The sequence below is a fragment of the Nonomuraea sp. MTCD27 genome (genome assembly GCF_041950495.1).
Classification (GTDB): domain Bacteria; phylum Actinomycetota; class Actinomycetes; order Streptosporangiales; family Streptosporangiaceae; genus Nonomuraea.
In genome coordinates this window covers 11,780-37,924 of the sequence record NZ_JBGNUW010000034.1, presented here as the reverse complement: position 1 = coordinate 37,924, position 26,145 = coordinate 11,780, and the positions used below count along the sequence as shown (strand labels likewise).

Below are 26,145 nucleotides of genomic sequence, written 5' to 3'. Positions count from 1 at the left end.
GAAGGTACGCCGACGAGATCGGCTCGGCGGTGTCCTCCACGAGTACTCACATGCGGCTTTAACTGCACGGACGTAATTTTCGGCAGGCGCAGAGGTCGCGGGACGCCCGGTGGCTTGACAGCCGCGGCGCAAGGTTACATGGTTAGTTGCACATGTAGCTAACCAGTTGGGCGGCTAAGCCAGCGATGGACCACGACCGACCGATCTTCCTTCAGATCGCCGAGCTGATCGAGAACTCGATCATCGACGGGTCGCTGGTGGAGGAGGCCCAGGTCCCGTCCACCAACGAGCTTGCCGCCTTTCACCGGATCAACCCGGCCACCGCGGCCAAGGGCGTCAACCAGCTCGTGTCGGAGGGAACGCTCTACAAGCGACGCGGCATCGGCATGTTCGTCGCCAGTGGCGCCCGGGCCAGGCTGCGCGAGCGGCGACGGGAACGGTTCACCGAACAGTACGTGGAACCCCTGCTCGCCGAGGCCCGCAAGCTCGGCATCGGCCACGACGAGCTGATGAAGATGATCGATTCATTCGGTGCGGTTGTCGGAAGGGACCTGGGATGACGGCGGTAGTAACCGCACACGGGGTGACCAAGCGCTTTGGTGACGTCACGGCGCTCGACGACGTGAGCTTCGCGCTGGCCGAGCACACGATCTACGGCCTGCTCGGGCGCAACGGCGCGGGCAAGACCACCCTGATGCAAATCCTCACCGGGCAGGCGTTCGCGTCGTCGGGGAACGTGTCGGTCTTCGACGCGCCACCGGTGGAGAACCCGGCCGTCCTGTCGAAGGTCTGTTTCGTCCGGGAGAGCCAGCGCTACCCCCACGTCTACACCGTGCGCCACGTCTTTCACACCGCACGCCGGCTGTTTGCGAACTGGGACGACACGTTCGCGCACGGCCTCGCCGCGGACTTCCAGTTACCGGCCGGGCGGCTGGTTCGCAGGCTCTCGCGGGGCATGCTGTCGGCCCTCGGCGTGACCGTCGGGCTGGCCGCGCGGGCGCCCCTGACGTTCTTCGACGAGCCGTACCTCGGGCTCGACCCGGCCGCCCGGCAGCTTTTTTACGACCGTCTGCTCGCCGACTACGCCGGGCATCCCCGCACCGTGGTGCTGTCCACCCACCTCATCGACGAGGTGAGCGATCTGGTCGAGCGGGTGCTGCTCATCGACCGTGGCCGGCTGCTGCTCGATGAGGACGCCGACGACCTGCGCGGGCGGGCGGTGGCGGCCACCGGGCGGGCGGAGGCCGTGGACGGGTTCGCCGCCGGACGCACCGAGTTGCACCGCGAGCGGTTGAGCGGCCTGGTCCGGTCGACCATCCTCGATGGGCTCGGACCGCACGCGAAGGCGCTCGCGCAGGCGCTGAACGTCGAGCTGGAGCCGCTGTCGCTGCAGCAACTCGTGGTCCGCCTGACCGTACCGCCGACGACAACGGCGCCGGCGGACCGGGAGGCCGCCCGATGAACCGCATCCGTCAGGTGGCCCGTCTCCAGATGCCGGCCTGGCCGCAGATCCTGGGCTGGACGTGGAGCATGGTGGCCGTCGCGTTCGGCATCAACCTGTTGAGCGTCATGGCGAACTACGACCCGGGCGACGGCGTGACGACCACCGGCGGCCTGGTCCCCCTGTGCGGCATCGCGATCGCGATGGCCGCCGTCTCGGTCACCCAGATCTTCCCCTACGCGCTGGGCATGAGCGTGACCCGCCGGGAGTTCTACCTGGCCTGGTCGCTGCTCGCGGTCGTCCAGTCGGTGCTCTACGCGCTGGTGCTCTGCCTGCTGCGCGCCGTGGAACAGGCCACCGGCTACTGGGGGATGAGGATGCGCTTCTTCGACCTGCCGTTCATGGATGACGCCAACCCGATGCTGCTCCTGCTCGGGTACGCGGTACCCATGCTGGTCGTGACCCACCTCGGGATCCTGTTCGGCACGTTGTACCTGCGCTGGGGCACCACCGGCGTCCTCGCCAGCCTCACCCTGGCGTTCACAGCGCTCGGGCTGGCCGCCGCGCTGATCACGTGGACCCGGCAATGGCACGCGATCGGCCGCTGGTTGCTCGACCAGTCCCCCACGGCGCTGCTCGCCGGCTGGCCGATCCTGGTGGCCGCCGCGTTCGCGGTCGGCGGGTACAGGCTCATCCGCCGTGCCACGGCGTAGGCGCGGCCAGCACTCGGCCGCTCCGGACACCGGACAACGCGAACACCAACATCCGCCGTGATGAGCCGCCAGATTGTCAGCCCTGTCCGCCCCCGTCCTTGGGAGAGATGCAATGACGAACAACAACACGCCCCCGCCCGCCCCAGGTCTCGGGATCTGGGCAAATCTCGGGATCTGGATCGCATTTGGCGCTGCCTTCGGCGTCGTCGTCGGCGTCGTCGTCGGCGTCGTCGTCGGGGGCTTTTTCGACAACCTCGCTTACGGTGTCGCGCTAGGTTCGTCCATCGGTCCGGGCCTGGGCATAACCGCCTGGGCCGTCTTCATCGCGCCGCGAAGGAATGCCCGCCGCGACTCCTGAACCGTCGAACCCGAGTATCGGCTACGGGGTCATAGGCGCCACCGGGAAGTCCAGGAAGCAACGCAACGGCGCTGGCGATGGTGGCCGCGTCAGATGATCGCGCCCCGGCGGGCCGAGATCTGGTGGCGGTTGAGTTGGATCAGCAGCCGGCGCGGAGCGCGCCACCACCATGGCGATGTGGTATCGGTACAGCTTGGTCGAACCGACGCCAGGCCGAGCGGTGTTCCATACTCGGCCCACACTCAGCGTCATCGACGCAGCCGGCGGTCCAGGCGCTCCCGGCGTCGCGGCTGCCGTCAAAGCACTCGCCGACCGGATCGTCGACTGGGCGGATGGCTACGCCGCACCTTGATGTCGTCGCGGCGCTTCTCCGACACGGCGCCGACCCAGACCTCCAAAGCGACCCTCACGAGATACCCCGAGAGCTGGCCGAGCGACTGGGTTGAACGCCGGTGTTCAACGATGCCCGCGCGGACAACGACGCCTCGACTTTCGATCATCGCCATCAGTGACCTCGACTTGGCGAACCTTATCCGCTCAAGCCAACGCTCGCGGACCCAGCGTTCGGGGACCCAGCGCTGCACTGGTTCCGATCGTAAATATGACAAGTTGATTGAGCGAGAACACGCTCGGCGCACTTAACCGACCAGCTCAAACACTGCGTGTGACGGTTGTTGGACGAGCAGGTACTGTTGCTTCGCGCGTGCCGACTCAGCGGGCGTCGACGAGTTCACCCAGGCGGGGCAGCCGGTCCCGGATCCTTTTCCGAGCTACGGAGATCAACTCGCGGGCTGCGCTGCTTTCGCAGGTCATCGGCGTTCTCCGGGAATGATCGGCATACCTGGAGACACAGGCGCCGCTGGTACCTCGGAAGGTGATTGTCGGAGAGGCGTCCGAAACGGGCGGTCTCCCTTCGGTCTCCCATCTCGAGGCCCGCCGGACGAAAGACACGCCGGCAGCTGACAACTCCCAGGTCGAAGGCAGTTTTAGAGAGTAGGGCGGGTGGGACTTGAACCCACGACCCACGGATTATGAGAATCCTCGGTAAATATCGCTCCCTGTCATCAAGTGTTGTTTTGTATCGCTGTGGTCGGGATCGTCCACGCCGACGTGTCGGCCAGTGTTATCCCGTACCGGGTTGTAGGGCGTACACGCGAGCAACCACCGAGCAACCATGCGTTCTTGACCATCGGCATTATGTGCAATTTGTCCTAATTCGGCGCTGCTGTGTAGAGCCGAACTTGCGGGATGGGTTCGCGCTTCACGGAAGATTGAACGCGCAGGAGCAACCGCCGAGCAATCATCTGCGAGCGATTTGCACCCGTTGCTCGCCACTCGGCAACCTGTGATGCTCAGGTGTTGCCACCATCCGGGCGGGGGCGGTGGCCGCCACACCGGCGCGGGCTGGGTCAGCGCGTCCAGGTCCAGCGGCGGGACGTCCAGGGTACGGCCGAGCGCGTCGAGGCGGGTGCGCGGGGCGCGGAGCAGTGAGGAGCGCAGCAGCGTTTCCAACTCCTCGACGTGGGACTCGATCTGACGGGTGCGCTCGATCGCCTCGGTGTCTCGTGCGGCGGCTTCGCCCTGCAAGCGCTGCTGTTCCTGCGCCTTGCGTTCGCGTTCCCGTTCCGGGCCTGCTCGACGGCGCGTTCCTGCCTGCGCCGCTCGGTCTCCAGCCCCGGTATGACGTCGGCGCACTTCACCTGCCGAGCGTGCCGAACCTCCAATTCACGCCACTCGAACGTAACCGGCCGATCAGCGCCGACAATGCACCGTAACCAGAAGGTGCACACGCAGTCAGGACACAAGCTGCCCATGAGCAACCTCGGACCCGCCCGATTCAATGCACCCTTCGACATCGTGACGCGAGCGCGAGGGATCAATGTGGGGTCTAGCAGGTGAAAGAACCCGGCTCAGGACAAGCTCGACGTCCGTGACTGAGTAGCCCGCCCTTGGTGCCATTTCACTCTTTCTTTAAGTGATCTTTACTGATAACTTCCTGTCCGAAATGCCGCCTTTGGCAGCCCGTACACCTTGGTGCGGGCTCCTCGGCATGCCTCAGAGGAGCAACAGTAAGTGACACCAGACACGGGGAAGCAAGGCTTATCCCTCACAGCCGCACACACGCGACGCCGAGGTTTCCTCGGCCGCGCCGCGGTCATCGGCATCGCCACAACTATGCTGATCAGCCTAGCCGCCGTACCCTCCTGGGCGCAGGAGCCCACCCCGCCGCCCACACAGTCACCAGCGCAAACCGAAACCCCGCAGCCCTCCGGCACCAGCTCAGGGGACAAGGTCCTCGATGCCGCCAAGAGCAAGGCGGCCAAGTCCGGCAAACGGGTGGAGATCCCGGAACGCAACACCGAGACCACCACGCTGTACGCCAACCCCGACGGCAAAACGCTCCGGCTGGAACTCAGCACCCAGCCAGTTCGCGTCAGGAGCGCTGACGGCAAGGGCTTCACCCCGATCGACACCACCCTGGTGGAAGAGTCCGGAGCCATCAAGCCCAAGGCGATAGCCGGAAGCCTTGCTCTGTCCGCCGGCCAGGACAAGACTCTGCTGAAAAGCCAGGAGGCCAACGCCACAGCGAAGATCACCACGCCGTCAGCGTTGGCGAAGCCCACCCTGAAGGGCAACACCGCCACCTACGCGGACGCCTACGGCAAGGGCCGCGACCTGCTGGTGGCCGCGAACCCGACCGGCTTCCAGCAGAGAATCATCATCCGTGAACGGCCCACCGGCCCCATCTCGTTCCGAGTCCCGGTGGACCTGCCCACGGGAGTGTCGTTCAAGAAGAACACCGCGGGCCGACCCACGATCGTCGGCAAAGACGGCAAGACGCTCACCGAGGTGCGGCCCACCCTGATGCAGGATGCCAAGGCCGCCGACGCCAACGCCCCACTCGACGCGGGCAAGACCGGCAAGGCCTCCGTCGCACTCGCCGATGACGACAAGACGCTGGTGTTCACGCCGGACGCCGCGTTCCTGGCCGACCCGGCAACGACGTACCCGGTGACGGTGACCGCCGCCGCGTCTGACTGGTGGGAAAGCCACACCGGCAAGTGGGCTGACGGCGGCATGGACACCTGGATCAACGACGTTGACGCTCAGGACAGCTGGTACCAGCTGGGTCAGACCCAGATCGTGGCCGGCAAGTCCTATGCCAGCGGCGTCGCTAAGCGCTGGCGCGGGTACCTCCAGTTCCCGGAAATCCCCGACACGTTCGCGGGCAGCAGGGTGGAGAACGCCGACCTGCACCTGTGGAACTACCAATCCAACGACTGCGGGCAGTACGAAGGCTCCGGTATCACGGCACGGCGGATCACCTCGGACTGGGATGAGGTGGACCTGAAGTGGTATGAGCAGCCTTCGGTCACGAGCTTGGGCGCAGAAACCGAGTACGGCGCCTACAGCGAAGACTGCACCGGCGTCGCTGGAAACCTGATCCACTCGCTCGACGAGATCGTCCAGGCGTGGATCGACGGCTCCACCAACTACGGCATCCAGCTCACCTCCGGTGACGAGTCAGAGGTGAGGAACTGGCGGCGCTACACCTCCGAAGACGCCGGCGGTTGCACTAGCGCACCGCTGGAAGACTGTAAGTTCGAGCTCCACCCGCCCATCCTCACGGTGGACGTCGAACTTCCAGCGCCGCCTCTGCTGGACGACGTCTTCATGTTCACCGACACACAGTTGACGACCATGCCGGAGTATGAGGAAGCTTTGGCTATGTCGGGCTATGTGCCTGAGGAGCCTGAGCCGGTCATCGTCACCGAGGAGCTGGCCAACAAAATCGCTGGGCAGCGTGACGGCGAAGTTCACACGGCCGGAACGGACGACCTTCCCCCTGTAGAGGTCGACCCCGGAGACGACACCGAAGGCACCACCCCAAGGGTGACAGGTGTCGAACCTGCTGACGGCGCCAAGGACGTACCGTTGGACGCGCCGATCAAGGTGACGTTCTCCGAGGCGGTCGCCGATGCCAAAATGATGATCAAGGACGCTGGCGGCACAGAGGCCGTGGGGACATCGGTCTATGACGACACCCGCACGGTGCTGACCTTCACCCCTGCACAGGCATTGAAGCCGGGCACCACGTACACCGCTGAGGTGTCCGAAGCCGGCAACTCGTGGGAAATTCCCATCAACCCGTATGCGTGGTCTTTCACCACACTCCTCCAGTCGGCGGGCCACTGGACCTTCGACGAAGGAGACGGCCGGACGGCTGCGGACTCTTCGGGCAATGATCACGATGCGACGCTGAACGACACGGCGACGTGGATCGCCGGCAAGAGCGGGAACGCGATCTCCAACGCGCCGTCGCAGGCGCGGATCGCGGCCTCCCAGGCGGCGGCTCGGCAGGGCAAGGCCGTCGAGGTCGCCGACGAGACGACCGCGACCAGCATCACCCATGCCCAGCCTGACGGGAAGACATTCAAGACCGAGGTCACCCCCGGTCCGGTGCGGACCCGGCGGGGCAACGGATGGGTGCCGATCGACACCACCCTGGTGGAGCAAGGCGGGAAGCTGGCGCCGAAGGCCATTGCGGCAGGCGCCGTGGTGGAGATTTCCGCAGGCGGTACGGATCCGTTCGTGAAGATGGCTGCGGACGGGAAGTCGTACGCGTTGCGCTGGCCGACACCGTTGCCCAAGCCGACCGTCAAGGGCAGTACGGCCACCTACACCGACGCCGCGGGTGCCGGGGCCGACCTGGTGGTGACGGCGTTGCCGGCCGGGTTCCGGCATGAGGTGGTGCTGCGCCAGCGGCCGTCCCAGCCGGTGGAGCTGCGGATCGGCGTCGAGGACGAGGGCCTGACCCTGACCGAGGGCAAGGGCGGCCGGCTGCTGCTGAAGGGCAAGGACAAAAAGCTAGTCGCCTCGGTGACACGGCCGTTCGTCGAGGAAGGCACCGCCAAGGACAAGCTCCCGGCGACCAAGCGCGGAGAGGCCGACAGCGAGGTGGTCTCCAAGGGCGGCCGCACGGTGCTGGTGGTCAAGCCGGACCAGGCGTTCCTGGCCGATGCCGGCACCGCCTTCCCGGTGCGGGTGGCCGCGGCGGTCACGCTGCCGCTCAGCGCCGACGTCGATGTCAGCACCAATGACTCGGACGTCTCGCCCGCGTACCCGGACAACCAGTACATGCTGGCCGGCACCGTATCGGGCGGCACCAAGGCCCGGGTGCATCTGAAGTTCGATACCGCAGGTCTGCAGGGCAGCACGGTGACCGACGCCACGCTGTCGATGAACACCATCGACAGCCACAACTGCGGCGCCGCCCTCGCCCGGGGCATCCAGGTCGCCCGCCTGACCGCAGGCTGGGACCCGGACAACCTGTACTGGGCCAACAAGCCCGCCTTCACCACCGAGGACGCCTCCACCAACTTCAAGGGCGTCAACTCCGACTGCGCCGTCTACCCGGACAGCATGGACTGGAACGTCACCGGCATCGCCCAGGACTGGGCCGCCGGCGCCGCCAACCACGGCCTGGTGCTCAAGTCACCCGGCGAGACGGACGTCGACAACTACCGGGTATTCACCTCCTCGGAAGACACCGACTTCGCCCAGCCGCCGACGCTGACCGTCACCACCAGCGGACCGGCCTCGCACCCGGCCGTCTCCGCCCCGGCCATCACCCCGGCACAGACCGTGGACGGCGTCACCGTGACCGGCTCGCTCACCCCGCAACTCGCCGCCACCGTCACCGACACCGCCGGCGGCAACCTCACCGGCGCGTTCGAGGTCGAGCACGACCCGGCCGCCACCGGTCAGGGCAGCGGCCAAATTTGGACCGGCGCCTCACCGGCGGTCACCTCCGGGAGCCATGCCACAGTTGCCGTGCCCGCCGGGAAGCTGACCGACGGCTGGAAGATCCGCTGGCGAGCCCGCGCGGTCTCATCATCCACCGCCTCGGCATGGTCGGACTGGCAGACCGCCACCGTGGACGTGCCCAACCCCACGGTGAGCGCCCTCCAGGTCACCCCGTCCCAGGTGGTGGACGGCGTCACGGCGGTCACGAGCCTGACCCCGACCTTGCGCGCCACGGTCACCGACCCGGCCGCACAACCGGTACGGGCCGAGTTCGAGGTCGAGCACGACCCCGCTGCGACCGGTCAGGGCACCGGCCAGATCTGGGCCGGTGCCGTCGACAATGTCGCCTCCGGCGCCCAAACCTCGGCGACCGTTCCGGACGGGAAGTTGAGCGACGGGTGGAAGGTACGCTGGCGCGTCCGGGCGATCAACACGGCCACCACGGTCGGCTCGCCCTGGTCCGGCTGGCAGGCCCTCAGCGTCGACGTACCGGACCCGGTCTCGGAACCGGCCGTCGATGCACTCCAGGTCACCCCGTCGGAGCTGGTGGACGGCACCACCGTCACCTCCACGCTCACCCCGTCGCTGCTGGCGCAGGTGATCGACCCGGCCGGGAAGCCGCTGCGGGCCGAGGCCGAGATCGAGCACGACCCTGCCGTCACCGGTCAGGGCAGCGGTCAGATCTGGGCCGGGAGCGCCGACGGCGTGCCCGCCGGAACCCAGGCGAGCATCGCTGTTCCGGCGAACACGCTCACCGACGGATGGAAGGTGCGTTGGCGGGCCCGCGCGGTCTCCGCCACCGCCTCCTCCCCCTGGTCGGACTGGCAGTCCTTCACCATCAACCTGCCCAAACCCACCGCGACCGGCCTGACCATCACCCCGTCGAAGGTGGTGGACGGCGTCACGGTGACCACCAGGCTCACCCCCACGCTGCAGGCCACCGTCACCCACCCGGACGGCCGGCCTTTGCGGGCCGAGGCCGAAGTCGAGCACGACCCTGCGGGGCAGGGCACCGGCCAGATCTGGGCGGGCGCTGTGGACGACATCGTCTCGGGCACCCAGGCGAGCCTCATCGTCCCCGAGGGGAAGCTGACCGACGGGTGGAAGGTGCGCTGGCGCCTGCGCGCGGTCGCCGGTGACGCGTCCTCGGCCTGGTCGGACTGGCAGCAGGTCACCGTCGACGTCATCCAGCCCGGAGAGGAGCCCCTGGCGCAGACAACCCAATCGGTGATCCGCACCGACCAGAGCTTCACCGCCGCCGCCTGGCTGCGGTGGAGCGACAAGGACGGCGACTACACCGTCCTCGAGCAGAAGGGCAGCCACCAAGCCCCATTCCGCCTCGGCATCACCGCGGATCACGGGTTGGTGTTCACCTTCACCAGCGCCGACGCCGCCGATGCAACCGTCGAGGGTGTGCTGTCCGGCGTCGAACCGCCGATCAACGAATGGTTCCATCTGGCCGGCGCGTACGACGCAGCCGCGAAGACCGCGTCGCTGTATCTCAACGGCACCTTGGTCAGGTCCACGCCGATCAGTTTCTCCGCGTGGAATTCCGACACCCCAATGTCACTAGGCGCCGGCATGCTGGGCGATCTCGACGATGTCCAGGTCTACCAGCGGCCCTTGACCGCCGATGATATAGCGGCTCTCATCGCAGGCACGATCCAGCGGACTGCCCAGAAGACGAACTCTTCGAGTCAGCCCCCGCAGGATGCGTCTCGCACCTCGACCACCGCCACGGAATTCGATTACGACCATCTTAATCTGGAGAACTGTCTCCAGACCCCCAAGCATCCGACCATTGATTATGCCCGCATCCAAGAACGTCCGTTCACTTCCTGCTGGACGAGCTGGGTCAGCATGGGAACGTACGAAGCGGCAGAGAATGGGGACGGCCCGGACGGAAAGCGATGGGTCAAGGCCAGCAATAAGGTCGGCGTGAGCAGAAGCGGCGGCAGAGCCGGCATGACCGCCTCCATTCTGGAGTCGGTCCTGGGAGAACCCCTGCCCAATGACATCATCTTTCAGTTCCGTGCGACCTGGGTGCTCAACAGCTACGTGGGGAACAAGGCGGGCACGGAGGTGGCCAACGCAGAAGGCAGCGGTCTGAGGCCGCAGAACATGAAGCTCTTCGTGCGGCTGACCGACTTCGCCTTGTACTGGAACGGCAGGAGATACCCTCTCGACGAGGAGAGCGCCGAGGACATCCAGCGGCTCCCGCTGACATTGGACGTGCAGACCGAATCGGACAACCTGACGCCTTGCCGGAGCACCACTGGAAGCACCACCAAGACGATCAGGGAATGGGAGACGACCAGTAGCACCATGTTCCTGCTGGAAAGCAACCCAATCGAGGGAGGGGCTGGCTCGATTTGCACGATCAAGCCGATGCTCACCCGCTTCCACAACAATCGCGCGGATCTTCCCCTGTGGAGTTATGAGATAGTAGGAGCGGAGGGGAAGCGGCTCGGCGTAGCCCGGCATGGCTACGCTCGGCTGCCAGGGGACGTCAGTACTCTCGCCGCCCCCTACTACCGGTGTGATCGGGAGAAGGTGATCAATCACACCGGCGGATGTGTCAACGACCGGGCGCACCGGGTCTTCGAGATGTCAGAGACCAAGAACCCTGACTTCGCCGAAGTCACCAGGCATATCAAGGCTGCCCTGGACCCGAACATCAACAAGTACACATCCCCTCCGCTTCGGCCAGGACACGACTGGTCGAAGCCGGAATACCCGCCCTCGAAGACTTGGGACGGACGCGAGCAGCCGAAGACGATCCCTGGAAACTGGAACGTCGCCTCCAGTCCGCCGCTGCACAAGCGCCCGGAAGGCACCTCCAGCTTCAACCGGAATTTCTTCTCCAACCTGGAAATGAATATGGATGTCGGATCGGCCAATCCAATGAAATGGAGTAAGACACCGGCAACCAATTACTGCAAGTACTACTTCAGGGACCAATATCCGAAGGCTGAAAACAGCGAAGGGATGCCGTGGGCCGGCGGCAGGACGCGGGACGACAGATTGGAGTGCGACGAGTATCCCTTCGCCTCGACCTACCAAGGGGCAGCCGGCAGCGGAAGAGGAAACGGCCACTACTCCATCAGGGCCGTCAACGGCGGACATAATGAACGCCATGGAAACGCGCTGAAGGCGTTCTATGACAAATATCATGTCGCCACCCATCACGCCTTCTGGGTGAGCGTCGTGCCGTAGTCGTCGTCGCCGTCGGTGAATTAAAGCAGGGGTGCCGGTCGGGCACGACCGGCACCCCTGCTTTCCACAGATAAACCAACAAGAGGCCAGTGATGCAGAAACCCTATAGCGCCCTTCCTGAGGAAAGTCAGTGGGATCTACTGACCGAACACGGTCTGGAATCCTGGTTTAGCTGCCAATGGGTGGACACAGAAGACGGCAACGAGATCGCCCGGCGGCTGGGTGTCGACCCCCAGAACGGCACCGTGTGTGACTTCCAAACAGCGATGCAATCCTACGAGACCAGCCCGGAGAAACTGATCGTCTGGGTGGGGGAGCACTCGGCCGGCTGGTCCGCTATCCTCACCATCAGCGGCGTAACGGTGCCGCCGAATTTGATAGAGGCGCTGAGCGCCGACGGACAACGCGTACTCGAAGCCTATTTCATGGAAGAGGCCGATCCCGGCAAGCTGCTGTACAATCATGACAGCGAATACATTGGGGAGATATTTCCTCCTTCCTCCCCTGGGGGATGGATGGAGGTTCCTGAATTCGAGGCGCACGCGAGCGGACTGGAGCTCATCGGCGAAATCAGCGAAGCTGAAACCTTCGACCGCTTTCTGTGCATGGCAGGACGGATCACCGGCCGGTTCATCGACCGGGCCTGGTTCGCATCAACGCGAACCCTGTACCACGTTCCATGAACGCGTGAATGAGTTTCCCGAACGTCAAGCGGCGCCGGCGGTCCTGCCGGCACGAGCAAGTCCTACGGTTCATCCGCGGCATCAGAGGCCTGCACGGTTGCGATGCCGATGACGGTGGCGGTGGCGATCTGCGCAGGACCGCCACCCTCGCGTGTCGCCCTGACCGTCGCCGCGAGCACGCTGGCCCACGCCACTCCCGCGTCGGTGGCCTGTGGGGTGCGGAAACTCAGCTGGCGAGGTTGACTTGGTGGTTCGCGGCTTGAGCACGATGAGGTCTCGGGCATCCTGCTGACGGTGTCGTGGTCCTTGCTCTACCTCGTCCTCGGGCGTGTCTTTCAGCTTCTGGTCCTGCTGGGCCGCGGTGATCGGGCCAAGACGGCTGAGATCGTGGTGCTTCGCCATCAGGTCGCCGTATTGCGCCGTCAGGTTAACCGGTCCGATCTCCAGCCGGCGGATCGGGTCGTGCTCGCGGCGCTGTCGCGGCTGCTTCCCCGCTCGTCGCTGGATGTCTTCTTCGTAACCCCCGCGACGTTGTTGCGCTGGCACCGCGCCCTGGTGACGCGCCGGTGGACCTACCCACCCAAACGCCCAGGTCGTCCCTCCACACGCGCGGACATCCGGGAGGCAATGTTGCGCCTGGCCCGGGAGAATCCCACGTGGGGTTACCAGCGCATCAGCGGCGAACTAGCCGGCATCGGCCTTCGGGTACCGCCCAGCACCGTGCGCGACATCCTTAAAAGAGCCGGGCTCAGTCCGGCTCCACGCCGCACCGGACCGAGCTGGAGTCAGTTCCTCAAAGCGCAGGCCGAGGGCATCTGGGCGTGCGATCTGTTCCACATCGACACCGTGTATCTGAAGCGGCTCTACGTTCTGTTCTTCATCGAGCGCGCCACCCGCGTGATTCACATCGCGGGCGTCACGGCGCATCCGACCGGAACCTGGGTCGCTCAACAGGCCCGCAACCTGGTCATGAACCTGGGAGAGCAGGCCGAGAGCATAAGATTCCTCATTCGCGACCGCGACGCCAAATTCACCGCAGTCTTCGACGAGGTGTTCACCTCACTCAGCGCTGGCGTCATCAAAACACCGGTTCGCGCCCCGCAGGCCAACGCGATCGCCGAACGCTGGGTCGGCACCGTGCGAAGGGAATGCACCGATCGGCTGCTGATCTACGGTGAAATCCATCTCCGCCGAGTCCTGCAGGCATACCAGCGGCATTACAACCGGCACCGTCCTCATCGCGCACGAGACCGTCGGCCGCCTCAACCACCACATGACCCGGCTCCACCAAGCGATCTCGATCAGGTCCGCCTGCAACGCCGACAGGTACTCGACGGCCTGATCAACCAGTACCGGCGGGCCGCATAGACGGGGCGGATAACCGCAGACCGAGGCCGCATCCGGGTTTTCGCACCCCACAGGCCGGTCCGTCAGGGCCGAGCTGCAGAAGCCAGCCCAGCGCGATCAGCCGGCGGAAGTCGTGCACCCGCCCGACTTCGCCTGCGGCCAGGTCGATGCGGGCTGCGCCGCCTGGTGGACGACGGTGTCTCAGTCACCGAAGCCGCCCGTACCCTCAAAATCGGTCGTTCCACTGCCTGCATCGCACTCGCGCGACACTGATCAGCGGGTGCCCCATCCCGCATCCCGCACCGCAGCGGGCCGCTGGGCTCCTGACCGTGTCGGCCTGCCGGTAAGGATTGCGCCACACGGCCCAAACGAACGGCATTGCCGCAGGTCACGGCGTGCAGGCACGACAAGTGAATGTGGGTTCTGGGCGTATGTGGTTCTGCCTCTTGCGTTCAATTTCGGCCTGATAGTCCCAGGAGGAGACCTGTTCGACGGACACAACATGATCGTTCGCCAGACAATCGGAGCCATACCGAACGAGAATCCCTACAGGGGGGCCAGACCAAGTACGGGAGAAAGGGACAGTGGCCCATTCCGCGCTGACGAAACTGCTGGTCAGTGGGTACGGCGGCGGGGTGCCAGGACCTCGGTGACCTTGGCGATGGCCTCAGCACCGGGTTTGACGTAGCGCATGGCGGTGCGGGGTTCTTGTGGCGGGTCTTGCCCATGATGAGCTGCAGCGGGACTTCGGCGTCGCCGAGGTGGGTGGCGGCCGAGCAGGGATTCCAGGGCGAGGAACGGGATGGACAGGGCGGCCATGCCCAGGGCCAGCCCGAGCGCGGTGAGCCAGTAGGTGTCGTGCAGGGGACCGAATCCATACTGCAGGACGGCGGCTCCGGCGACCAGGGCGAACAGGATGACGCCGGTCAGGCGGCGGCGCAGGTTGGCGTGGCCGGGGAACAGGCGTAGCAGGATGATGGCGGGCATGATGCCGCCGAAGATCAGGGGCAGTCCGCTGGCGGTGAATCCGGCGCCGCGGGGGTCGTCAGCGGGGGAGGGCATCACGTCGGTGACGGTGGCCTCGCTCTGCTGCTGGGCGGCCATGGCGGTGCCCAAGGCGGTGATCGGCGCTGGCCTCGTGCCGTACGTCGACCACTGATCGGAGACGTGCGTGTCCGTGGACAGCACCGTGCCAACCTGGGCACCGCCGCGATCACCGGTGACCCGCAAACCCGTGGCAGGGACCTCCCCAGCGTTCAGCGCGCCAGCAGCAGCACCCTCAACCAGCTTCGAGCGGCCGTGGGGCGCAACATCGCGCACCTCGTCAGCGGGAAGATCCTCGACACCGGCTGGCGCGGACGCCTGGCCGACTTGCGGAGGGACTACACACGGTCACCAGCGGTGCTGGTCGGCGGCGCTGGCATCTGCGGCACCGAATCGATCTGCGACTCGGCGTGGCCTGGTACGCCGGCCGCCGGGTGGTCGCGCTGTCGTGGCCGGGGACGACGGCAGTGATACACCAGGGCCGGAGGCAGATTCGCCCACACAGTCCGCCCCAGGACGACTTCCTCGAACCGATCCGCCAAGGACCGGCGAAACCGGCGAGCCGGGATGAACCGGCGAGCATGGACATAGGCGAAGGTCGTGAAGGCACCTTGTGGTGATAAGGCGTCCACGACGGCGTCGAGCAGTTCACGTTGTCGTTCATGCCGAAACGACGCCCATGGCAGGCCGCTGACGATGGCATCAGCCTGACCGAGGCCGCGCTCGGCGAGGATGGCGGAGAGGTCACGGGCATCCGCCGTGACCGCTTCGAGGCCGGCGAAGCGTTCGGCCAGCAGGGCGGTGAAACGCTCATTGACGTCGAGGGCGAGATGCCGCCCCCGCCCGTCGAGTCGCTCTTGAATCGTCCGGCTGAACGCACCGGTGCCGGGGCCGAGTTCCACGACGACCGGCTGCCCCAGCGACGGAATCGGTGATGTCACTTGCCGGGCGAGAGCTTCGCCGCTCGGTATCACTGATGCGACAACGGTTGGCGCCTTGACGAATTCACGGATGAACGGAATGAGGGTGTTGTCCACGAAGCTTCTTTCTCACCGGCGAAACGGGCGGATTCGATGTGTCGGGTCATCGGTCATTGCAGGGTCGCCGGGCGGCGGGTCGGCGATGAGTGTGTTCGCCGCATCGCCCTGGTCCGGGGCGAACGCGGGGATGTACACCACTGCCGTCGCGGCGTCGTGGGTGCCGGCCCCGGAGAGGACGACTGCGCCGTAGGCGTGCCCGACAGCGCGGAGGGACCGTTCTGGGCGTTGAGGACCGTTGGGTGGCCCGATGTCGCCGGCGGGCGAGTACGTGGTGTGCTGCACGATGCCGACACCGAAGCCGTCGGCGGTCGGCAGGTCGTAGATGCTCTGCCGGCCGGATCCCGTCGACAAACCCGCCGTGCACGAGTACGACGTTGGTCACGGGCGGACTCGCAGGAAATCCCTTGGAGTTCGGATGTTGTTCCGGACAGGTGTGAGGGTGGGACTTCCACCGCTGACCGGCTGCCTGGAGGGATGCCGGTCGGCGGTGGAAGTGCCAGCGGAGCTGATCCGAGCGTCTCGTTTGGCTGCGTCCGCCTGAGAGTGGGCTGCCAGGCGCCTTCTTAGCGGTGGATGGCCTTGGCCTCGAGGAACTCCTCCAGCCCGAAACGGCCCAGTTCCCGGCCGTTGCCGCTCTGCTTGTAGCCGCCGAACGGCGCGGTCAGGTTGAACTCCCCGCCGTTGACCATGACCTGGCCGGTGCGCATGCGCTGGCCACGGCCAGGGCGTGGTCCGGCTCGCCGAACACGCTGCCGGACAGGCCGTAGATGGAGTTGTTGGCGATGGCGACGGCCTCGTCCTCGTCGGCGTAGGGGATCACCGAGAGCACCGGGCCGAAGATTTCCTCCTGGGCGATGACGGCGTCCGGCGCGACGTTGGCGAAGATCGTCGGGCGGACGTAGGCGCCCCCTTCGAGGCCCTCGGCCGGGCCGGAGCCGCCGAACGCGACCGTGGCCCCGTCGGCGATGCCGCGCTCGATGTAGCCCGACACCCTGCCCTGCTGGGCGGCCGAGGACATCGGGCCGATCCGGGTGGCCGGGTCGGTCGGGTCGCCCACGCCGTAGGAACCGGCGGCGGCCACCGCGAGCTCGACGATCTCGTCGTGCCGGCTCGCGGGCACCAGCATCCGCGTCCACGCGGCGCAGGTCTGGCCGCCGTTCATCCAGGCGTACTCGAGGCCGAGGTTGACGGCGTTGTGCAGGTCGGCGTCGTCGAGGATGATGTTGGCCGACTTGCCGCCCAGCTCCAGCGCCACCCGTTTCACGGTGCCGGCCGCACTGATCGACACCCGCTTGCCGGCGCCGGTGGATCCGGTGAACGACACCATGTCGATGCCCGGGTGGCCGGAGATCGCTTCGCCGACCACCGACCCGGCGCCGTACACGACGTTGAAGACGCCCGCCGGGATCCCCGCGGCCGCGGTCAGCTCGGCGAACAGGGCGGCGGTGAGCGGGGTGAGCACGCTGGGCTTGAGCACCACCGTGCATCCGGCGAGCAATGCCGGCGCGACCTTCGCGACGGTCTGATACAGGGGGGCGTTCCACGGCGTGATCGCGCCGACGACGCCGATCGGCTCGCGCACGACCAGCGCGTTGCCCAGTTCCTCCTCCCAGGCGTAGCCGTCGGCCAGCGCGGCGAAGCTGCTCGCCACCTGGTAGGGCAGCCCGGCCTGCACGATCTTGGCGTAGGAGATCGGCGAACCCATCTCTGAGGTGACGGTGGCGGCGAAGTCGTCGATGGCGCCCTTGATGCCGTCGGCGATCCGGGCGATCGCGGCGGCCCGCTCGCTGACCGGCACCGCCGACCACGCCGGGAAGGCGCGCTGCGCGGCCGCGACGGCCCGGTCGACGTCGGCCGCCGTACCCGCCGGCATGTCGGCGATCACGGTGGCGGTGGCCGGGTTCACGACCTCGATGCGCTCGCACCCGTCGCCGGCGGCTTCGGCGCCGTCGATCCAATGCTGGACTGCTCGCTGCTCGCTCATGCGGCGATCTCCTCGCTGTGGAACGGGCCGTAGGTCTCGGCGGTGTCTGTGTGGGGCAGGAGGAGGTCGAGCGCGGGATGGATGGTGCGGATGGTTGCGGTGTCGTCCAGGCCGCCGCCGGAGGTGCGGGGGTCGGCCATGGCTATGGCGCTCAGGCCGATCGGGGAACCCCGCAGGCTCCCCAGCATGACGTGTTGCATTGGAGAAACTTGTTCCTTGTCGAGTGTCGAAGGAAGGTGCATCAGAGGTAGGTGGCGCGGGCCGGTGTTCGCGGCATGCATGCCGTCCTCGACCTCGCCGACGCCCAGCCGACATCGGATTCGCCACATCCCGGCAGGCGCCGCTCAACGGGGTAATCACAGGAGCCCCTTGCGGGATGTGGGCCGGGCCTCCCCCCTTTCGCATGAAAGGCGAGGAGGCTGTGGTCCGCGAGTTTCCTCTACCGGTGAGGACTGTTGGAGGGTGATCAGGGAGGTCGGGTGTGCGCTACACGACCTTGGGCTGGTCGACCATGGTGCCGGCGTTGCTGTAGAACAGCCGGTTCTCGACGATCTTGCCGTCCTTGATGGTGAATTGCTCGATGAAGTGGGTCAGCTCTCCGGTCTTGACGTCCGGGATGCCGACGCACGCCGCGACGCGGTCGCCGTCGGCGATGGTGTAGTGCACCGTGATCGCGGCAAGGTCGAGGTAGTTCGGCAGGATCTGGGCGAGGCCGAAGAATCCTTCCTTACCGTGATAGATCTTCCCGAAGGGCAGAAACAGCGGCTCGTTGATCTGGACGTCGTCGGACAGAAAGGAGACGACGCCCTCGACGTCGCCGCGTTTCCCCGCTTCGAACATGGCTTCGACGATCGCGCGGTTCTGCTCGGTCAGTGATGTTGCTTCGGGCATGGGGTTTCTCCTTTGAGACGAAGGCTCTCGTGCGTCGAGAACCCTGTTGGGGGCCGGTGTTCGGGCCGGTGTTCGGGTTAGTTGCGGCACGCTCGTCGATGCTGGTTTCAGCGGTCGATCGTGGACTCGTTGAAGTCGTCGTGACGGGCGCCGGTGGCCGGTGTGAGGGTGTCGAGCCGCTGCAACTGGTCGGCGGTCAGGACGACGCCGTCGGCGGCGGTGTTCTCCTGGACGCGAGTGACCCGCCGGCTGCCGGGGATCGGGGCGATGTCCTGGCCCTGGGCCACCAGCCAGGCCAGCGCGATCTGTGCCGGGGTGGCATCGACCTCGGAGGCGATGGTGCGTACTTCCTCCACGAGCTGCAGGTTCTGGTAGAAGGCCGCGCCGATGAAGCGCGGATTGGTCTTGCGCCAGTCGCCGTCGGGGATCTCCTCCGGCGTGCGGATCTGGCCGGTCAGGAACCCGTGCCCGAGTGGCGAATAGGGGACGAGGCCGATGCCCAGCTCGCGTAGCAGGGGCAGCAGCTCGGCCTCGACGTCGCGGGTCCACAGGGAGTACTCGGTCTGCAACGCGGCAATCGGGTGCACGGCGTGAGCGCGGCGGATCGTGTCCGGCGAGGCCTCCGACAGGCCGATGTGCAGGACCTTGCCTTCGGCCACCAGCTCGGCCACCGCGCCGATGGTCTCCTCGATCGGGGTGTTCCGGTCGACCCGGTGCTGGTAGTAGAGGTCGATCCGGTCGGTGCGCAGGCGCTTCAGGGAGCCCTCGACGGCGGTGCGGATGTTGGCCGGCCTGCTGTCGAACAGTCCGGTTCCATCCCCGGTGTGGGACAGGATGCCGAACTTCGTGGCGAGGACGGCCTGGTCGCGCCGACCCTCCAGCGCCTGACCGACGATCTCCTCGCTGTGGTACGGGCCGTAGCTTTCAGCGGTGTCGATGTGGGTGACGCCGAGGCCGAGTGCGCTATGGATGGCGCGGATGGACTCGGCGTCGTCCAGGCCGCCGCCTGACAGGAGAGTGCCGGCCATGGACATGGTGCCCAGACCGATCCGGGAAACCCGCAGCTTCCCTAGCATCGCGTGCTGCATCGCAGAACTCATTTCTCGTCGAAGGTGTCGAAGGACGGTGCATCAGAGGTAAGCGGCGGGGGCCGGCGTCCGCGGCACCCGGGGCGTCGATCTCGATCTCGCTGACACCAGACAACATCCGGTTCACCACATCCCGACAGGCACTGCGAAAAGGGGTACTCACAGAGACCCCTTCCGGGACGCGGGCCGGGCGTAGCCTCGATCTCATGGATGAGAAGGAGGCGGCGCGGGCGGCGGTCCGCGAGTTCCTCACCACCCGCCGTGCCCGGGTCACCCCAACCGAGGCCGGCCTTCCTCCGCAGGGCACCCGCCGTCGGGTCAAGGGCCTGCGCCGGGAGGAGGTCGCGTTGCTCGCCGGGGTCAGCCCGGAGTATTACGTGCGGCTCGAACGCGGCCAGGCGACCGGGCCCTCCGCCGGAGTCGTCGATGCCGTCGCCGACGTCCTGCGTCTGGACGATGACGAACGCGCTCACCTCGGCCGGCTGCTCGCCGCTCTGACCCCCGCGGTCCGCAAGCGGAGTCGCGGCGCGGCGAAGGACCTGGTCACCCCCGGAATCCGGGTGCTGCTGGACTCGATGGACCACCTGCCCGCAGTGGTCTTCAACGGCCGGTTCGACATCCTCGCGGTCAACACGCTGGGGCGCGCACTCCTCGCACCCGTGTACGACATGCCCGGACGGACGAACAGCGCCCGCTTCCTGTTCCTCGACGAGCCCAGGGCCCGCGACCTGTTCCCGGAATGGGATCGGATCACGGCCGACACCGTGGCGATGCTGCGCATCGAGGCCGGCCGCCACCCCGACGACCCCGACCTGACCGAGCTGATCGGACAACTCGCGACCCGCAGCACAGAATTCCGGACGCGCTGGGCGACCAACGACGTGCGAATCCACCGAACCGGCACGAAGACTTTCCGGCACCCACTCATCGGCGAGATCACACTGCCCTACGAGACCCTCAGCATCGACGCCGTCTCCAACCAGATACTCACCGTCTACACCCCTCAGCCCGGCACTCCCGAAGCCGACGCGATCCGCCTCTTGGCCAGCTGGAACGCCGACAACCAACGCAGCAACAACCCGGCAGCAGGAACACGCGGCCGAAACCTCGAGGGCTAACGTGATCCTCAACCTGCGTCCGGTCGGAATCGGCCCCCGCCCGACCGTGGGACAGCCCTTGACGGATCCTTCCTCTTGCCTGGGGAAGAAGATCAAGAACGCGCGGAGCACGGTTTCGACGGGCTGCAAGGGTGGTTGACGGCGAGACCCGCCGTCGGTGGCGTCGCCGGTGATGAGAACGAGTTCTGCGAGCGCATTCGCGTCCCGAAGAGCCCGGCAGCCGATGTTTGATCGTGCGCTGGGGGCGGCTCGTTTCTGAGGAGGCCATGCCGGGCCCAGCGCTACAGCAGCGTCCGTGATCACGTCGCCTCCGCCGGCCGACCGGCGCCAGAGGTGCAGGCGTTGACGGCCGCTGTGAACGCGCCGGGTTGTTCGAGGTGGCCGAGGTGGCCGCTGTCTTGCAGAAGGAGGAACTGGGCGTGGGCGATGCCTTCGTGCAGCAGCCGTCCCCAGCCAGGACCGCAGATGAAGTCGTGGGCGCCGCTGATGATCAAAGTGGGTGTGGTGATCTGGCCCAGACGGTCGCGGACGTCGAAGGGGGGTTGCTCCGCGCGCAGCGGGTCGGCCCAGGCGCGCAGGGAAGCCCGGAGAGGGGCCAGGTCGCCTTCGCGGGCCCAGTAGTCGGCGAAGTAGGCGGGCAGGACAGCACGTAGCGCCTGGGTGCAGGATTCGTTGTCGGTGGCGGCGAGAGCGTGGCGGAACAGGCGCGGGATGGTGGCGGCCTCGGGCTGGTCGGGGTGGCGTTGCGGGAGGCGGTCGAGGGTGGCGAGCGCCTGGTCCCAGAACTCCTGGCCGGTGCAGGGCGAGGTGTCGTAGAGGATCAGGCCCGCCAGGGCGGCGGGGTGGGTCAGCGCGTACTGCTGGGCGACGAAGCCGCCGTGGGAGTGGCCGAGCAGGAACACGCTCGGCACGTTCAGGTGTTCGATGACGCCGTGCAGGAAGTGGGCGTAGGTGTCGATGCGGTAGTCCTGCGGCCGGGGCAGGTGTCCCGAGCCGCCGGTTCCGATCGGCTCCAGGTAGAGCAGGGTCAGATGCTGCTCCAGTTCGGGCATTCGCAGGTACTCCCAGCCGAGCCCGGGGCCTCCGGGGTGGACGAGGCAGAGCGGGCCGGAACCGGTGACGTGGTAGCGCTGCAGTACTCCCTGGATGCTCACCGTGTGGGTGCCGGGTAGCAGCGGGCCGGAGGAGAGGCTCACGAACGTACTCCTGACATGGGCCGTGCTGCCCCGGGGGTTCCCAGGGGCAGCACTCAGGTGGTCGCGCCGCGGCTGCAGTGGCCGCGCGGGTTGCCGATCGGCGTGGCCGGGCCGGTTCAGCCGACGGTGCGGGCCGCGTCCTGGATGATGCGGGTGACCAGGCTCGGCTGGCTGATCATCGGCACGTGCGAGGCAGGCACTTCGTAGATGCGCGACTTGGCCCGCTTGTACATGTAGCGCTCCAGGGCCGGAGGGATGGCTTTGTCCTCCGTGGCCACCAGCGCCCATGACGGGACGGTGCGCCAGGCGGCGCCGGTGGTCTTGTCGGTGAAGGAGGAGGCGCTGAACGGCCGCTGCCCGGCCTGCATGAGGCGGGTGGTGGAGACAGGCAAGTCGGCGGCGAAGGCGCTGCGGAACTTGTCCGGCCTGAGGTACAGGTCGGTGCCGGTGCTGCCGTCCGGGTTGGGGAAGGCCACCTCCCGGACGGCGCCGGGGATCTGGGTGCCGGGGTACTTGTTGATCAGGACGCCGAGCTGTTCACCCTCGTCGGGGACGAACGCGGCGATGTAGACCAGCGCCTTGACGTTGGGGACGTCGACGGCCGCGTTGGTGATCACGGCGCCGCCGTAGGAGTGGCCGACCAGGACGATCGGCCCCTCGATCGACTTCAGCACGCTGGCGATGTACGGCGCGTCGGTGGGCAGGCCGCGCAGCGGGTTGGCCGGCGCGATGACCGGATAGCCCCTCTCCTGGAGCCTGCTGATCACGCCGTTCCAGTTGGAGGCGTCGGCGAATCCGCCGTGAACCAGGACGATCGTGGGCTTGGCCGGGCTGTTGGAGGGTGCCGCGGATGCGGCAGGGACCGCGAGGAGCGCGGCGGCCAGGCTGCTGGCAGCGGCGGCGAACACGAGGCGGCGCGGCAGTGGGGTGGAGCGGTTCAACGGTGTCTCCAGAGAGCTGGTGCGAGAGATGACGGGGCAATGCATGGGGAGGACGGCCTGGGCGGCACGCCGCCCAGGCAGGAGAAGATCGTCCGGCGCCCAGTCGGCGGCCGGGGCAGTGACTCGGTGTGAGCGCGCAGGCAGCCCGGCCGTCAGGCGGCGGCCTGGCGGATGAGATCGGCGACCGCGGCAGGCTGGGACACGTAGACGGCGTGGCTGCCGACGACCTCGACGACGGACGCCTCGGCGCGCTGGGCCATGATCCGCTGAGCCGGCGGCGGGATCATGCGATCCTCGGTGGCCACCAGGTACCAGCTCGGCTTGTGCCGCCAGGCCGGCTCGGTGACCGTCCCACCGAGGGCGTCCACCCCCCAGGGAACCTGGGAGTCGGCCATGAACGCGGCGGTCTGCGCGGGCAGGTCGGCGGCGAACGAGCCGTGGAACCTGTCGCGGTCCAGGAACAGGAAGCCCTCACGCGGAGGCAGGATCGGCGGCACGGGCGCCCCGGGCGGCGGGTCGGCAATGAGTGTACTGACCGACTCACCCTTGTCAGGGGCGAAGGCGGCGATGTAGGCCAGCGCTGCGACGTTGGGGTGCGTGCCGGCTTCGCTGATGACGACCCCGCCGTAGGAGTGGCCGACGAGGACGGCCGGTCCGTCGAGGCTGTCGAGGACCTGGCGGGTCGCGGCGACGTCCCCCTCCAGCGACAGCGTCGGGTTCTGCACGATCCGGACGCCGAAGCCGTCCCTGGACAGTTCGTCGTAGACGCCCTGCCAGCCGGATCCGTCCACGAAGCCGCCGTGCACGAGCACGATGTTCCTGATGGTGGTCATGATCGCTCCTGACCTGGAGGGACTGGCCCGATGCCTGTCCTGTGCCCTTCATCCAAGTGGCGCCCGAGGGAAGAGACCATGCGGAACAGGAGGCAGAAGTAGTGCGGAACCGTCAGGGCGCGGCGCTCGCCAGCTTGCGGCAGCGCTCGGCCGCCTCGATGTCGCCGATGGCCTGGTACACCTCGGCCGCCCGCGCATAGGCGTGACGGCTCTCGCCGGTCCGGCCCTCCTCGTCCAGCAAGGCCGCCAGCGTCTGCAGGGAAGCGGCCTGCGGGACGGGCAACTGACCCTCTTCCATCAGGGAGATCGCCTCGGTGAGCTTAGCGATCGCCTCGGAGCGATGGCCGAGCAGCGCCAGACACTCGGCGATGCGGGCAAGCGCAATCGGCCGGATGAACGCCGCGGCGCTCGACGTCACCCCCGACCGCTCGTCGTTCACCAGGGCCCACAGGCCGAGATACTGCTCCAAGGCCTCACTGTGACGTCCGGCATCGCGCAGGCAACTGCCGAGGGAGCCGAGACTCTGACCGTAGGTATCGATGTCGCCGACGGCCTTGAACAGCTCCGCCGCCCGGGTCTCCGCGGCGATGGCCTCATCCAGCCGTCCGAGCCTGCGAAGCGCGCCCGCCGCATTGTGGTGCGCCGAAGCGATCTGCGCCGTGGCGCCAGTACGGGTGGCCAGCTCCAGCGCCTGGGCCGTGTATCGCAGGGTGGTCTCCGGGTCGTCTCGCGGCACCAGATGGGCCCAGGCCAGCAGGTTCAGCTGCCTGGCCTGGCGGGCCTGATCATCCAGGGCGGCGGCGGCCTCGGCGCCGAGGGTGAAGACCTCGTGCCAGTGCGGCGCGTGCATCCACCGGTCGGAGAACCAGTCCATCGACTCGGCGCAGTCGAGAACGTCGGCATGTCGGCCGCCGCCCGCCGCTGCCCGCAACGCGCCCAGCCAGTTGTCCACGTTCACGCGCAGCCAGTGGCCGGCCTCCTCCGAAGAGGACAGATCGGCCTCGGGCGGGTCGGGACGGCCGTATGCGGGGTCGAACCACCGCCCGGCGACGGTGGCCATGCGTAGCAGCCACGACGCCACCGTCACGGTGAGCGCGTCGCGCTCGGACGGGGGCTCCTCCGCGTGCAGCCGGTCGCGGGCGAACAGCCGGACCAGGTCGTGGAAGCGGTAGCGTGCCGACGCGCTGTCCTGCAGCAGACCGAGGTCGACGAGTTCGTCGAGGGCTTCCCACACCCCCTCTATCGAGGTTGCGCCCGCCACTGCCGCGAGAGTGGCGTCGAAGTCTCGGCCGGGCACCAGGGCGAGCCTGCGGAAGACCCGCCGCGTCGAGGCGGCCAACTGCTCGTAGGACATGGCGAACGCGGTGGCCACCTTGAGGTCGCCGGCTCTGAGCTGGTCGAGGCGCCGTTCTTCGTCCGCCAGCCGGTCGGCGAACTCCGCGGCACGCCAGCCGGGCCGGCTGACCAGCCGGTTGCCCACGATCCGCAAAGCCAGCGGCAGACCGCCGCAGAACTCGGCGAGCTCACCAACAGCCGATCCTTCGTCGGAAGATCCCCGTCTGGCCAGAATCCCGGTCAGCAGCTCCCCCGCTTCCGCCAGCGGCAACGGGCCCAGACTCAGCCGGTGCACACCCTGCAGTCCGGCCAGCAGCCGCCGGCTCGTCACGAGCGCGCGGCTTCGGCCGTCGGCGGGCAGCAGCGGCCGTATCTGCTCCTCCGACCCTGCGTTGTCGAGCACGAGCAGCACACGCCGCTCGCGCAGCAGGGACCGATGAACCGAGGCGCGCTCCAGAGTGTCGTGAGGCAGGTGCCGCTCCGTGGTGCCGAGCGCGCGCAGCAGTTGCATGAGGGCGTCGTCGGCCGTGAGCGGCCGAGGAGACATGCCGTACAGGTCGACGAAGAACACCCCGTCGGGGAAGCTCGGCCGCAGCACATGGGCGGTGTGTACGGCGAGCGTCGTCTTGCCCAGGCCGGCCGCGCCGGTGATGAGGGCCACGCCGGCGGCGCCCGGCGCGTCGCCGGCGTGCATGACGTCGTCGGCCCAGGCCAGCTCGGCGGCCCGGCCGGTGAAGTCGTCCACGGATCGGGGCAGCTCGCACAGGCCGGTCGGGCGCGTCCAATGATCTCTCAGCCGGCCGGAGCGCGCCAGGTCGATGAGCTGTTCGCGGTCGTCTTCGCGCAGCGCGAGCGCATCGGCCAGCGCGACGACGGTCCGGTGCTGAGGTCCGGTGCTGCGTCCGCGCTCCATGTCGGACAGGGCCCGGAGGCTGACTCCCGAGGTCCCGGCGAGTTGCTCAAGCGTCAGCTGCGCCGCGCGCCGGTGGCGGCGCAGCAGTTCCGCGAAGCCGGATGGGGTGGTGGACACGCGCTTCTCCGCGACCTGTCAGGGGTGGATCGAGGCCCGGGGCCCCGCCAGGCCGGGCGCCCGGGCCCGGGGGAAACCA

General features: G+C 67.5%; 19 protein-coding genes and 1 pseudogene. 8 read left to right on the top strand and 12 right to left on the bottom strand.

What is annotated here, in order from left to right:
* The first annotated feature begins 185 nt into the window (after positions 1 to 185).
* The 4 genes from ACBJ59_RS56380 (at position 186) to ACBJ59_RS56365 (ending at position 2,512) form a co-directional block, all read left to right on the top strand.
* A complete protein-coding gene (locus ACBJ59_RS56380) occupies positions 186 to 560 on the top strand; it encodes a GntR family transcriptional regulator (protein ID WP_375118226.1) in 375 nt (124 codons plus the stop codon).
* Positions 557 to 1,462 (top strand): ABC transporter ATP-binding protein, encoded by a 906-nt coding sequence (locus ACBJ59_RS56375; RefSeq protein ID WP_375118225.1) that lies wholly within the window; start codon positions 557 to 559, stop codon positions 1,460 to 1,462. Before ACBJ59_RS56380 ends, ACBJ59_RS56375 begins: the two co-directional genes overlap by 4 nt.
* Entirely contained in the window at positions 1,459 to 2,154 is a 696-nt protein-coding gene (locus tag ACBJ59_RS56370) for a hypothetical protein (RefSeq protein ID WP_375118224.1), read from the top strand. Before ACBJ59_RS56375 ends, ACBJ59_RS56370 begins: the two co-directional genes overlap by 4 nt.
* Before the next feature lie 112 nt (positions 2,155 to 2,266).
* A complete protein-coding gene (locus tag ACBJ59_RS56365; protein WP_375118223.1) occupies positions 2,267 to 2,512 on the top strand; it encodes a hypothetical protein in 246 nt (81 codons plus the stop codon).
* A gap of 296 nt (positions 2,513 to 2,808) precedes the next feature.
* Here ACBJ59_RS56365 and ACBJ59_RS56360 read toward each other — a convergent pair whose 3' ends face one another.
* On the bottom strand, positions 2,809 to 3,096 hold the full coding sequence (locus tag ACBJ59_RS56360) for a hypothetical protein (RefSeq protein WP_375118222.1): 288 nt from the start codon (positions 3,094 to 3,096) through the stop codon (positions 2,809 to 2,811).
* A gap of 1,591 nt (positions 3,097 to 4,687) precedes the next feature.
* On the opposite strand from ACBJ59_RS56360, the gene ACBJ59_RS56355 reads away from it, so the two are divergent.
* The 3 genes from ACBJ59_RS56355 to ACBJ59_RS56345 all read left to right on the top strand — a co-directional run bounded on the left by ACBJ59_RS56355 (position 4,688) and on the right by ACBJ59_RS56345 (position 13,587).
* Positions 4,688 to 11,536, top strand: a complete 6,849-nt coding sequence (locus ACBJ59_RS56355) for a DNRLRE domain-containing protein (RefSeq protein ID WP_375118221.1) — start codon at positions 4,688 to 4,690, stop codon at positions 11,534 to 11,536.
* Positions 11,537 to 11,628: 92 nt separating this feature from the next.
* Positions 11,629 to 12,219 carry a hypothetical protein gene (locus tag ACBJ59_RS56350; protein ID WP_375118220.1) on the top strand — a complete coding sequence of 197 codons (591 nt, stop codon included), beginning with the start codon at positions 11,629 to 11,631 and terminating at the stop codon, positions 12,217 to 12,219.
* 306 nt (positions 12,220 to 12,525) lie between these two features.
* Complete coding sequence (locus ACBJ59_RS56345; protein ID WP_375118219.1) at positions 12,526 to 13,587, top strand: integrase core domain-containing protein; 1,062 nt, start codon at positions 12,526 to 12,528, stop codon at positions 13,585 to 13,587.
* Positions 13,588 to 14,181: 594 nt separating this feature from the next.
* Here the strand turns inward: ACBJ59_RS56345 and ACBJ59_RS56340 are convergent.
* The 7 genes and pseudogenes from ACBJ59_RS56340 to ACBJ59_RS56310 form a co-directional block, all read right to left on the bottom strand.
* On the bottom strand, positions 14,182 to 14,754 hold the full coding sequence (locus ACBJ59_RS56340; RefSeq protein ID WP_375118218.1) for a hypothetical protein: 573 nt from the start codon (positions 14,752 to 14,754) through the stop codon (positions 14,182 to 14,184).
* A 194-nt stretch (positions 14,755 to 14,948) separates the two neighbouring features.
* Positions 14,949 to 15,647 carry a class I SAM-dependent methyltransferase gene (locus tag ACBJ59_RS56335; protein ID WP_375118217.1) on the bottom strand — a complete coding sequence of 233 codons (699 nt, stop codon included), beginning with the start codon at positions 15,645 to 15,647 and terminating at the stop codon, positions 14,949 to 14,951.
* A 12-nt stretch (positions 15,648 to 15,659) separates the two neighbouring features.
* Complete coding sequence (locus ACBJ59_RS56330; RefSeq protein ID WP_375118216.1) at positions 15,660 to 16,001, bottom strand: hypothetical protein; 342 nt, start codon at positions 15,999 to 16,001, stop codon at positions 15,660 to 15,662.
* A gap of 212 nt (positions 16,002 to 16,213) precedes the next feature.
* Positions 16,214 to 17,523 (bottom strand): annotated as a pseudogene (locus ACBJ59_RS56325) (aldehyde dehydrogenase family protein).
* Positions 17,524 to 17,630: 107 nt separating this feature from the next.
* Positions 17,631 to 17,834 carry a hypothetical protein gene (locus ACBJ59_RS56320; RefSeq protein WP_375118215.1) on the bottom strand — a complete coding sequence of 68 codons (204 nt, stop codon included), beginning with the start codon at positions 17,832 to 17,834 and terminating at the stop codon, positions 17,631 to 17,633.
* Between the two features lie 286 nt (positions 17,835 to 18,120).
* A complete protein-coding gene (locus tag ACBJ59_RS56315) occupies positions 18,121 to 18,525 on the bottom strand; it encodes a nuclear transport factor 2 family protein (protein ID WP_375118214.1) in 405 nt (134 codons plus the stop codon).
* Between the two features lie 107 nt (positions 18,526 to 18,632).
* Positions 18,633 to 19,613 carry an aldo/keto reductase gene (locus ACBJ59_RS56310; RefSeq protein ID WP_375118213.1) on the bottom strand — a complete coding sequence of 327 codons (981 nt, stop codon included), beginning with the start codon at positions 19,611 to 19,613 and terminating at the stop codon, positions 18,633 to 18,635.
* A 206-nt stretch (positions 19,614 to 19,819) separates the two neighbouring features.
* Here ACBJ59_RS56310 and ACBJ59_RS56305 point away from each other — a divergent pair, with 206 nt between their 5' ends.
* On the top strand, positions 19,820 to 20,731 hold the full coding sequence (locus tag ACBJ59_RS56305; protein WP_375118212.1) for a helix-turn-helix transcriptional regulator: 912 nt from the start codon (positions 19,820 to 19,822) through the stop codon (positions 20,729 to 20,731).
* Between the two features lie 299 nt (positions 20,732 to 21,030).
* On the opposite strand, the gene ACBJ59_RS56300 is transcribed toward ACBJ59_RS56305, so the two are convergent.
* From ACBJ59_RS56300 to ACBJ59_RS56285, 4 genes are all read right to left on the bottom strand, one after another.
* Entirely contained in the window at positions 21,031 to 21,927 is an 897-nt protein-coding gene (locus ACBJ59_RS56300) for an alpha/beta fold hydrolase (protein WP_375118211.1), read from the bottom strand.
* Positions 21,928 to 22,043: 116 nt separating this feature from the next.
* Entirely contained in the window at positions 22,044 to 22,868 is an 825-nt protein-coding gene (locus ACBJ59_RS56295) for an alpha/beta fold hydrolase (RefSeq protein ID WP_375118210.1), read from the bottom strand.
* Between the two features lie 152 nt (positions 22,869 to 23,020).
* Entirely contained in the window at positions 23,021 to 23,701 is a 681-nt protein-coding gene (locus tag ACBJ59_RS56290) for an alpha/beta fold hydrolase (RefSeq protein WP_375118209.1), read from the bottom strand.
* 112 nt (positions 23,702 to 23,813) lie between these two features.
* The gene (locus ACBJ59_RS56285) at positions 23,814 to 26,066 is read right to left on the bottom strand and encodes a tetratricopeptide repeat protein (RefSeq protein WP_375118208.1); all 2,253 of its coding nucleotides are present in this window, start codon (positions 26,064 to 26,066) and stop codon (positions 23,814 to 23,816) included.
* Positions 26,067 to 26,145: the final 79 nt, after the last annotated feature.